Source organism: Acinetobacter stercoris, assembly GCF_900323515.1.
In the GTDB taxonomy this organism is placed as follows: domain Bacteria; phylum Pseudomonadota; class Gammaproteobacteria; order Pseudomonadales; family Moraxellaceae; genus Acinetobacter; species Acinetobacter stercoris.
The window spans coordinates 1-10,680 of the sequence record NZ_OOGT01000139.1; the positions used below are offsets into that span (position 1 = coordinate 1).

Sequence of the window (10,680 nt, forward strand, 5' to 3'; positions counted from 1 at the left end):
GATACAGAAAAATTATTATTTAATACAGAAAAAAAGGGGAAATAAAGCATATGTTATTGAATATAAAAACTTTTTTAAAAAAACATTTTTTAACAATTTGATTTTCCGCTTATTAAAAATATAAATAAATAATATTTTCAATAGCTTAAATTTAATAAAATTCAAGCTATTACATGATGGTCAACAAACTTCAAAATAATGCTTTTCTGTGATCAGTTGAATTTTCAGGTTTTTGTAAGTTCGTAGTTTAGGATCATCACTTGACGGTACAACTTTTTCTGCAAATTTTTCATCATTCATTAGACGGGAATATGTCTTATAACCCACTAATAACTTTTCTGGCTGCTTTCCTGAGTTTGAAAACTCATCAATCATTTTATTAATTTTTTTTACGGATAAATCAATCATAAACAACCAACCTTTAAAAACAGATAGTGTTTATTTAGCAATAACAACATTTCATAAATGTGAAATAAAAATAATTTGTGCTTTAAAATCAAAATATGTTAATAATAATCTAAGTTTATAATGATAATCTACACGGAGTAAATTAATGTCATATCAACATATTCTTGTACCAGTAGATGACTCCCCTATTTCATATGCAGCAGTTGAACATGCAGAAGAGATTGCCAAAGCTTTTTCTGCTCAAGTCACCATTATGAGTGTTGTTGCAATTGATCCTTTTGTTGGTGTGGACTTTTATAAAGTAGCACCATCCATTACAGAGTATGTCTTCGAAGCTGAAAAGAATGCAGAAAACAGGTTAAATGAAATCAAACAGACACTTGAAAATCATGGTCTTCAAGTTAACACTAAAATTATACGTGAAGTTCCAACAGCAATAGGCATCTCTACAGTTGCCGATGAAATCAATGCTGATTTAATTGTCATGGGATCTCATGGTCGATCAGGTTTTAAGAAATTTGTTCTAGGCAGTGTTGCTCAAGAAGTTTTAAGTGAGTCACGCTTACCAGTACTTATTGTGAAACAATAAAAATTTTAAATGATTCCGACAATGAATAAAGACCTTTAATTCCAGGTCTTTATTTTTAAGCCATTGAGTTAAAATAAAAATTAAATTTGCTTGAATATTAAAGTTATGTTATGAATAAAGAATAGTTATAAATAAGCAAGGGGAGTTCTAATGTCATATCAACATATTTTAGTACCAGTAGATGGTTCAAAAATTTCTTTTTCAGCAGTGGAACAGGCTGCTGCCATTGCCAAAGCATTTAACTGTCAAGTCACTGCAATTAGTGTAGTTGCAGAAGACCCTTTTTCTGGTGCTGATTTTTATTATAGTTCGGTTGCAATTAAAGACTACCTTATCCAAGCATATGAAAATGCAGAAAAAACACTCGAACAAGCCAAAGAACTTGCACAAAAACAAGGCGTAACACTGAATACTGAAATTATCAAGGGCTATGTTTCAGCAGATACGATTAATGAAACTGCTGAAGATAAAAAAGTGGATCTTATTGTTATGGGATCTCATGGTCGTCAAGGTTTCCAGAAATTTTTCTTAGGTAGTTTTGCCCTTGATGTACTTGCACAAACAGTAATTCCTGTTTTAATTATTAAAGAATAATTTTATTTTTTCATAAAAACTCACATTAATTGTGGGTTTTTTTATTTTTTGAATGATGTCATTTAATTTTAATATTCGATCTTAATAATAAAAAAAAATGTAATGAGTTTAAAATGCATACTAGTAGTTATATTTATATGATTGTTGTGATTATCATCATATTACTAACCTATTATTATTTTAAAAAGTGACCGTACTTAGCAACAAATTTCCAATAATCTTTGGGCAAAAGTAGAATAATTTATTCTACTTTTATTTTTTGTATATTTACATGTTGCATGCAACATGTAAGAATAACTTAAATCCAATTCAGATAGTCATTGGTGTCACAGTCTGACCAATTTTGACGTTTTGCTGATTCTTGGTGAATAAGTAAGGTAGCTGTATTAATAATATGGGCTTTCATTTGATGTGCAGCCAATTGAGAGTCACCTTTGGTAAAAGCTTCGTGTAAAGCTAAATGGTCTTCAAAGGTATCCATACAACTTCTGGAATGAGGGATAGTTGCAGATCCTGCAATAAGTACCTGATTACGTGAATTACTAATAATATCTATCGCCTTTTGATTCCCAACAATTTGCAATAACGCTAAATGGTAATCACGGTCAGCCTTAAGTGTTCCAGTAATATCTCCAGATGCAGCTTGTTGTTTGAATTCTGCAAAGATTTGGTTGAGATGTTCAAGGTCGGATTGAGTTCTAATTTCTGTCGCTCGTCGAATCAATGGAACTTCTAGCATTAAACGGATTTGAAAAGATTCGATCATGGTTGAAAAAGAGGTTGGCAATATACGTATGCCTTTATTTTTTTCAATTTTCACAATCCCTATCTTTTCAAGCATTTGAGCTGCTTCACGGACTGGAGTACGTGAGATACCACCTAACATTTGACCCAATTCTGTAGCTGAATAAAGCACATTGAACTGTAACTGGTTGTTGATGATTGCATCTTGCAAAATTTCAAATGCTTCTTCAGTTAGTGTTTTGGATTTTTGGATCAATTTCATAGAGTAAGACAAGGGAAATACATGACGAATAAACATTATGCCATTATCGGAGGGGGAATCAATGGACTCTCAGTGGCAAGGCAATTACTCTTAGATTTTCCTGATGCAAAAGTGACAGTGTTTGAAAAAGAAAATAGTGTTGCCATGCATCAATCCAGCCATAATTCTGGCGTTGTTCATGCTGGTCTTTACTATGAGCCAGGTGGCTTAAAAGCTCGGTTATGTCGTCGTGGTGCCGAATTAGTATATAAATTCTGTCTTGAAAATGAAGTCGCATATGATGAATGTGGCAAAGTCGTTGTTGCCTTATCTAAAGAAGAAGAAATACGCTTAAATGCTATTTATCAAAAATCTGTAGCGAATCAAGTTCCAGATGTGCGTATATTAGAGGCTTCAGAAATTCAGGATATTGAACCAAATTGTATTGGTACAAGTGCACTTTACTCACCTAGAACAGCTATAGTAAGTTATGGTGATATTGCTAAAAAAATTGCTGAGGAAATTAAACGTAAAGGTGGAAGTATCATCCTCGGTCAAAAAGTCACCCATCTTACTGAAAGATTTAATAAGATTACTGTGCATTTTGATAATAATGAACATCACTCAACGGTTTTTGATTATGTCGTGACTTGTGCTGGCTTGCAGTCTGATAGATTGGCTGCGAGTTCTGGAGATATTGAAACTCCGAAAATTGTCCCTTTCTTTGGCCAATACTATGTTATTGATGAAAATTTTAAGAATTATGTAAGAGGTCTTATTTACCCTGTACCAGATCCTAAATATCCATTTCTAGGAGTTCATTTTACCAAACGGATTGATGGACAAATGACAATTGGCCCTAATGCTTTCATTTCCTTTGGACGTGAAAATTATAGCGGGAAAAAAATTAATATTTCAGATATTTATGACTTTTTAACTTATAAAGGTTTCTGGAAGTTTTCATCAAAAAACATGCCTGCTGCAATGCGTGAACTTAGAACTGTTCTTAGCCAGACAAATTTTGTTTCTGAAGCAGCCAAATATGTTCCCTCTTTAGCCAATGTATCTGTAATTCCAGCTACGCGTGGAATCAGAGCGCAAGCAATGGAATCCGATGGCTCACTCGTTGATGATTTCGTTATTCGAAAACAAGGCAATATCACTCACATCCGAAACGCGCCCTCACCTGGTGCCACATCATCACTGGCTATAGCTGAGTACATTGTGCGTGAAGTGATGTCACATGGATAAACCAAATTGGATTTTTATAAAAGACTATGATGAATACGTTAACTAAAACTGAACAAGAAAAGAAACAATGACTTTAAAAAGTAGCTATAGCAACAATCTTTGGTTGAATATTAGATATGGTACGTTTTTATATTTATGCAATCATGGCATTCATTATATTTAGTGAAGTTTTCTTTGATAAATCCAACCTAAGTAATGCTGCTATTGCAGCATTTACAACTTTTACTATCGGTTTCATAGCCCCATCAGTTGGAGGAATATTTTTTGGATATTTTTGCGATAACTTTGTTCGAAAAAAATGTTATTTGTGATCAAGGCTATCTGTTCGTAAAATATAAAAACTAGATAAAATTTAATGTTAAGAGATGATTTTTTCATCTCTTCCATCATTTAAGATAANAGTTTCATTTACACATATAATTCACAATAGCCNTCAGCGTCTTATTTCAATCAATTTTATCTAAAAAATATATTCGCTAGATCTTTTAAGAAAATATATTGTCCAGGTTTTCTCTATAAAACTCTTAGTTCATTGCAATAACTTTAACTAAAATAGTTTGAAACTCTTCAAACTCATCAAAAATCTGTTTACGTGTTAACTCTTTGGATTTCACCCTAAAATCATGATTCTGATAACGTATAACATTGGGAATCTCATCAAAATATTCACTACCAGCTTCAATGCTTTCTTCAAATAAAGGTGTGCCTAATTGGTAGTCTTTGCTCTTCAGTACAACATACTTCACTGTAGTTTTCATCATTCACACTCATTTTTTAATGCCCTTTATTTCTAGTTATAACAGTTTTTTTGTTTCTTTAAAGTGCTAAATCTTAATTCTGCCTATAAATTCCCCAATCAACTCTAAAAAATAAAACCCACGCAATTACTTGAGTGGGTAGACCGTAATTCCACAGCCTTTTACGCTGAGAAAAGTGATTATTTATTATTTGTAATGCATTATGCAGGATGTTTATGACAAAATAATGGCAAGTTAACTTCCCAAACAGATGGCTACCTCTGATTGTGTGTATTTGCGTACTTATTTGAAATAAACACACAAATACTCATTAAAAATAATAAAATAAATGAAGCACTAAAACGACTTAAATTTAAACCACCATGATCCAAAGGTTTGTCTAAAAAATCCCCTACTACAGCACCTAATGGTCTTGTTAAAATAAAGGTTGCCCAAAAAAGTAAAGTACGTGAAATATCTGTCATAAAATACAGAATAACCATCAAAACAATAAGCCCAGCAAACAATATCATTCCGCCAAGATACCCTAAACCAGCAGTATCTGCTGACCAGTCCCCCAAAGCAGTTCCCAATGTCTGGGAAAAAGTAATTGTCAACCAATAAAAAAACTCCACTTGCGGGCTGTTAATTGTATGTGGAGAAATTGATCCTTGACTTTTGTACCAGACAAGTAAGGAAATTGTCACAAGAACAATTAAAATACCGCTCCCACCGAGATAACCTATACCTAGTGAACGATCAACAAAATCAGCCAATGTTGTGCCTACAGTTGTACTTGCAATGATTGTAGACCAGTATAAAAAAGAGTTATATCTTGTACTTTTTATCTGTAGGATAAGAAAAAATAAGAAAATAAAACTAAAAACGAAAGTGCTTAGTAAATAGCCTAGATTTAATGACATTGATAATGCATCACCAGCCGTTTCACCAAATGTTGTTGCAAAAATTTTTGTAATCCAGAAAATCAACGTTATTTCAGGTACTTTAGATAGTATAGATTGGGAAGAGCTTTGCATATATTTGCCTTTGGCTTTGTTTATAAGTGCAATAAATGCTTTTTGACTTAATTATTACTTAATTTTTTATGTGATTAATGTTAAACCTAATGCTATTCATAAAGTTATTTTTTACATGGGGTAGAGATGCTTAGACAATGCTGTAATTTATTAGAAAAGAAACAACTAACTATCGCTTTTATCGAAAGTGCTAGTTCTGGTTATTTATCCAGTCAATTTTCAATCTATAAACATAGTGGTGCTGATATTTTACTAGGCGGACTAGTCAGCTATGATCCAAGTATAAAAGTTCAAATTTTAAAAATACCAGTGGAACTTATTGAGAAATATACTGCTGAATCCGCTGAAGTGACTGATGCCATGGCGAAAAATGGTCAAAAACTTTTCGAAAAGGCTGACATCGTTGTTAGTTGTACAGGTCTTTTGAAACCAGGTGGTAGTGCAACCTCAGAAAAACCTGTTGGTACCTTTTTCATTAGTATTCTCTATCAACAAAAACTCCATTCGTTTAAATATTTTATTCAAGGAGAACCTACAGAAAAATTAGATACACTCACAGATTTTGTTGCCAGTGAAATTGTTGAAATATTAAATAAATAATAGAATGTTTTTCTATCGAAACAGTCTGTTCTCAAAAATGACTTGCTTTCATATCATTGAATTTCCTAAATAGTTTGTGTATTACTTACAGTTATTTTGCTTTTTTATGATGAATCACACCATTTTTATTGATGAATGAGTTAAAATCATCCTAGTCCTTAAATTTATAATATTATTGTCGTTATATGTATGCAGTTATAATTGTATTTATTTTCATTATCAGTCTCTTATACGCACATTTCCGCGGTAAAGAGCATTTGAAACTCTCACGTCAATTATTTGATCACTCGACCTTTTTAGGTCCCGTGAATATGTTTATGACTGGCTTTTCAAAGCTTCCTAATACACCGTATTTTGATGTAAATGACTTTCCTGAGCTTAAACCGCTTCAGGAAAATTGGCAAACTATACGAGAAGAGGCTGTACAATTACAAAGTCAGATCAAAGCAGCTGAAAAAAATAATGATGCTGGTTTCAATACTTTCTTTAAACGTGGCTGGAAACGCTTCTATCTAAAATGGTATCAAGACAGCCATCCATCTGCTGCTGCACTTTGCCCTAAAACAGTTGCCTTATTAGAGCAAATCCCGAGTGTCAAAGCTGCGATGTTTGCAGAATTGCCACCAGGGAGTTATTTAGGAAAACATCGTGACCCATATGCTGGCTCTATCCGCTACCACTTAGGTCTAAAGACACCTAATAGTGACAAATGTTTTATCGAGGTAGATCAAGAGCGTTATAGCTGGCGTGATGGTGAAGCTACACTATTTGATGAAACCTATGTTCATTGGGCTGAAAATAAATCTGACGAAACACGTATTATCCTTTTTTGCGATATTGAACGTCCCATGAAATGGGGCTGGGCACAGCGCTTTAATCATTGGTTTGGTCGTAATGTCATGTCAGCTGCAAGCTCGCCGAATGATGAAAATGATCAGACTGGTTTTATCAACCGTATGTTTAAGTATCTTTATGCAATTCATGCTAAAGGACGTGAACTAAAAGCCAAGAATAGGACTACTTATTATATTTATAAATGGCTATTGTTTGGTCTCATTATTGCAGCCATTCTCCTTCCTGCATTTTTATAAATGCAAATTTTAAATAGGTCTTATTTAAGACCTATTTTTTAACGCTTTTAAATCATTTTCCTCTAATACAAAATTTCTAAATAGCTTCATATATTCCTTAGTTTGATTATTTTCCATACTAAAAACTGCATAGGATGTTTCATTTTTCTGCATAAAACGGTAAATTTGTTATATTAAATTTCATTTAATAACAAACCTAAATTTTACAAATCAGGCTAAAACATGAAAATTCAATACGCTCTTCTAGGATCACTTATACTTTTGACAGGATGTGTGAACAATGCTCCCACCAAAGTAATCACTAAAGGTCCATTAATTTGTTCAACTGGTGATGTCTGCCCTTCACTTTCTGCAAAATGGAATCAAGAAACTCGTGATGGATTTAAAATAACTGCAGACATAGATAATCCCACTAAATATGACATTAAGCAGTTAGTGTTTGTGGTTGACGGTCAAGCTTATACCTACTCAACAATTCAACCTACAGTTTATACAGAAGCTGCTGGTATAGTTAACTCTTCAAATTCAATTTTTGTTCCTAGAAGCTTTCTTAATTCATTTCGTAATGCAAAAGAAATTGATTTGAAACTCGTGACAGATCAAGGTGAAATTGTTCGTCCAATTTTGACTGCTGATGGTCAAAAATCATCCGCATTTTTAACTTTTGAAAAAGGTTATACTGAAGAGTTACCAGGCAAATAAAATTGCAAGTCAAAAAAGCCAGACTTGATGTCTGGCTTTTTTGTATGAAAACTCACGGTTCTATTGGCTGAAATGGAACAACTACATCCGCATTTTGTGCACGATGGCGCATGAAATGATCCATCAATACAATTGCCAACATTGCTTCTGCAATCGGTGTCGCACGCACACCTACACATGGATCATGACGACCTTTGGTTAAGACATCGGTATCTTCACGATCAAGATTGATTGTTTTCCCAGGTGTGGTAATACTTGCTGTTGGCTTTAAAGCAATCGCGACACGAATCGTCTGTCCAGACGAAATTCCACCCAATATTCCACCTGCATGATTTGCCAGGAAACCTTTCGTTGTCAGCTCGTCGCGTGATTCATGGCCGAACTGTCCTGCCACAGCGAAGCCATCGCCAATTTCTACACCTTTTACAGCGTTAATCCCCATCATGGCATGTGCAATATCAGCATCTAAACGGTCAAACACTGGCTCCCCCCAACCGACTGGAACATTTTCTGCCAGAATTTCAAGTTTTGCACCACAACTCGTTCCTTGTTCACGTAATGATGTCACTAAGGCCTCAAAACGTGGTACAGCATCTATGTCACCACAGAAAAATGGATTATTGGGCACTTCACTCCAATCCAGCTTTTCAGCGATTTCTGTACCTATTTGGGTTACATGTCCACGTATTTCAATGCCAAATTTTTCAGCCAGATACTTTTTAGCTATCGCACCTGCAGCGACACGCATCGCTGTTTCACGTGCGCTCGAACGCCCACCACCACGATAATCACGAAAACCATACTTTTGAGTATAAGTATAATCTGCATGACCAGGGCGAAATGTCTGCGCAATATTGCCATAATCTTTGGATTTTTGATCTGTATTTCGAATGAGTAAACCAATTGGTGTACCTGTTGTCTTACCTTCAAACACACCTGAAATAATTTCTACTTCATCCGGTTCCTTACGCTGCGTCGCAAATTTTGAAGTACCTGGTTTACGGCGATCCAAATCTCTTTGCAAGTCTTCTGCGGATAGCTCCAAACCAGGCGGCACGCCATCGACAATTGCCATAAGACCAACACCATGAGATTCACCACATGTCGTTACACGAAAGAGTTGTCCTATACTATTCCCAGCCATATTTGCAACTCCTTATGCATTGATCGATTGAATGAATAAATCTCGGTACTTACGGCATTGTTCAGCAGTCAATGCGAAAATACCTGAACCACCTTTTTGAAATTGTAACCAGTAAAAATCAATTGTATTAAAGTTTTGACGCATCGCCCATTCGGAATTACCAACTTCAATCACGATCAGACCATCTTCTGTTAAATAATCTGCAGCTTGAGCCAACATTTTACGAACCAGATCCAAGCCATCTTGACCAGCTGCAAGAGCAAGCTCAGGTTCATGCAGGAATTCTTCTGGCAAATCAGCCATATCTTCTGCATCCACGTACGGTGGATTGGACACAATCAAATCATATTGATTTTCTGCTGGTATTTTTGCAAAAAGATCCGATTCAAGTAAAGCAACCTGATACTGCATATTATGATGTTCAACATTAATTGAAGCGACTTCCAAAGCTTCTTTAGAAATGTCTGTTGCATCCACTTCTGCATTTGGGAATGCATAAGCCAATGCCACTGCTATACAACCAGAACCAGTACACATATCAAGAATACGTACAGGTGTTTTAGCTTGTGGATTTTCAGGCAAATTATTGAGTGCTTCACGCATTTCACCATTTTCATCGAGACAGTATGGTGCAAAACGCTGTTCGATAAGCTCTGCTATTGGAGAACGAGGGATAAGCACTCGCTCATCAACATAAAATGGTTTATTAAAGAAATATGCAAGATTTAACAAATATGAAGTAGGAATACGTTCATTAATACGGCGTTCTAAAAGACTTAAGAACTCTGCTTTTTCACTTGGAAGCAATTTCGCATCTAAAATTTCAGAATCAGCGTTCCAGTCAAGTGATAATGTTTGTAAGACCAGAGCTGAACTTTCAGCAAAATAATCTTCTGTACCTTGTCCTAAGTGTGCATCGTATTGACGCATAGCCGTTACACCAAAACGAATATAATCACGAATGGTGGTTAATGTTTCAGCCGCTTCTTGTAAATGTTCAGGGCTAATAGTCGGTCGATCCACTCAGGCATCTCCAAGATAAATTTTTAAAACGCCTTATGATACCTTGTTTTCAGGTTTTTTTTAATCATTCTCCAAAGATAAATCAGATATCATTTTTTGACTTTTCATACAGCCTAGCATTTTGCTCAGCAAGAAAGTTTTGATAATCGTCAATCATTGATACCCAAATATCTTGTCTAATCAACACGTAAAACTTAAATACTTCTAATCTGAGCATATCCATACGCTTAATTAACTTAAATGAATAATTATTGAAAATAATAAAAATGTATCATAAGTATCTTGTTCTTTCTCCAGACTTTCGACCTCATTAAATCCATTTATTTTACTCATTAAAGTAATCAAATGATTACTGACAACAAGAAGAATATTTGCATAAATATATGAATTATATTGTTTTTATTACACTCAAACAATCGACATTTTTTTATATACAGGTAGCAAGTGATAAAACACCTAGAACTACGACAGAATCATTAAAAATGACGATTAAAACCGGAAGCAACCTCTTACTCCCAC

Annotated in this window: 12 protein-coding genes; 6 read left to right on the forward strand and 6 right to left on the reverse strand. The window is 34.5% G+C overall.

The features are described 5' to 3' along the window. Positions 1 to 180: 180 nt before the first annotated feature. On the reverse strand, positions 181 to 408 hold the full coding sequence (locus tag KPC_RS13470) for a hypothetical protein (RefSeq protein ID WP_121974881.1): 228 nt from the start codon (positions 406 to 408) through the stop codon (positions 181 to 183). A 145-nt stretch (positions 409 to 553) separates the two neighbouring features. Here KPC_RS13470 and KPC_RS13475 point away from each other — a divergent pair, with 145 nt between their 5' ends. Further along, entirely contained in the window at positions 554 to 997 is a 444-nt protein-coding gene (locus tag KPC_RS13475; RefSeq protein ID WP_121974882.1) for a universal stress protein, read from the forward strand. Between the two features lie 150 nt (positions 998 to 1,147). Then, positions 1,148 to 1,591, forward strand: a complete 444-nt coding sequence (locus tag KPC_RS13480) for a universal stress protein (protein ID WP_121974883.1) — start codon at positions 1,148 to 1,150, stop codon at positions 1,589 to 1,591. Positions 1,592 to 1,889: 298 nt separating this feature from the next. Here KPC_RS13480 and KPC_RS13485 read toward each other — a convergent pair whose 3' ends face one another. After that, positions 1,890 to 2,597 (reverse strand): GntR family transcriptional regulator, encoded by a 708-nt coding sequence (locus KPC_RS13485; protein ID WP_121974891.1) that lies wholly within the window; start codon positions 2,595 to 2,597, stop codon positions 1,890 to 1,892. A gap of 21 nt (positions 2,598 to 2,618) precedes the next feature. Between KPC_RS13485 and lhgO the strand changes: the two genes are divergently transcribed. Continuing rightward, on the forward strand, positions 2,619 to 3,827 hold the full coding sequence (lhgO, locus tag KPC_RS13490) for an L-2-hydroxyglutarate oxidase (protein WP_121974884.1): 1,209 nt from the start codon (positions 2,619 to 2,621) through the stop codon (positions 3,825 to 3,827). 524 nt (positions 3,828 to 4,351) lie between these two features. On the opposite strand, the gene KPC_RS13495 is transcribed toward lhgO, so the two are convergent. Then, positions 4,352 to 4,585 carry a hypothetical protein gene (locus tag KPC_RS13495; RefSeq protein WP_121974892.1) on the reverse strand — a complete coding sequence of 78 codons (234 nt, stop codon included), beginning with the start codon at positions 4,583 to 4,585 and terminating at the stop codon, positions 4,352 to 4,354. Between the two features lie 254 nt (positions 4,586 to 4,839). Continuing rightward, entirely contained in the window at positions 4,840 to 5,601 is a 762-nt protein-coding gene (locus KPC_RS13500) for a COG4705 family protein (RefSeq protein WP_121974885.1), read from the reverse strand. Between the two features lie 126 nt (positions 5,602 to 5,727). Between KPC_RS13500 and KPC_RS13505 the strand changes: the two genes are divergently transcribed. From KPC_RS13505 to KPC_RS13515, 3 genes are all read left to right on the forward strand, one after another. Then, positions 5,728 to 6,201, forward strand: coding sequence for a CinA family protein (locus KPC_RS13505; RefSeq protein WP_121974886.1), 474 nt, complete (start codon positions 5,728 to 5,730; stop codon positions 6,199 to 6,201). A gap of 185 nt (positions 6,202 to 6,386) precedes the next feature. Continuing rightward, positions 6,387 to 7,292 (forward strand): lipid A hydroxylase LpxO, encoded by a 906-nt coding sequence (gene lpxO, locus KPC_RS13510; protein WP_121974887.1) that lies wholly within the window; start codon positions 6,387 to 6,389, stop codon positions 7,290 to 7,292. Positions 7,293 to 7,514: 222 nt separating this feature from the next. Next, a complete protein-coding gene (locus tag KPC_RS13515) occupies positions 7,515 to 7,994 on the forward strand; it encodes a hypothetical protein (RefSeq protein ID WP_121974888.1) in 480 nt (159 codons plus the stop codon). A gap of 52 nt (positions 7,995 to 8,046) precedes the next feature. Here KPC_RS13515 and aroC read toward each other — a convergent pair whose 3' ends face one another. Then, positions 8,047 to 9,138, reverse strand: a complete 1,092-nt coding sequence (aroC, locus tag KPC_RS13520; RefSeq protein ID WP_121974889.1) for a chorismate synthase — start codon at positions 9,136 to 9,138, stop codon at positions 8,047 to 8,049. 12 nt (positions 9,139 to 9,150) lie between these two features. Continuing rightward, the gene (gene prmB, locus KPC_RS13525) at positions 9,151 to 10,161 is read right to left on the reverse strand and encodes a 50S ribosomal protein L3 N(5)-glutamine methyltransferase (RefSeq protein WP_121974890.1); all 1,011 of its coding nucleotides are present in this window, start codon (positions 10,159 to 10,161) and stop codon (positions 9,151 to 9,153) included. Between the last annotated feature and the right edge of the window lie 519 nt (positions 10,162 to 10,680).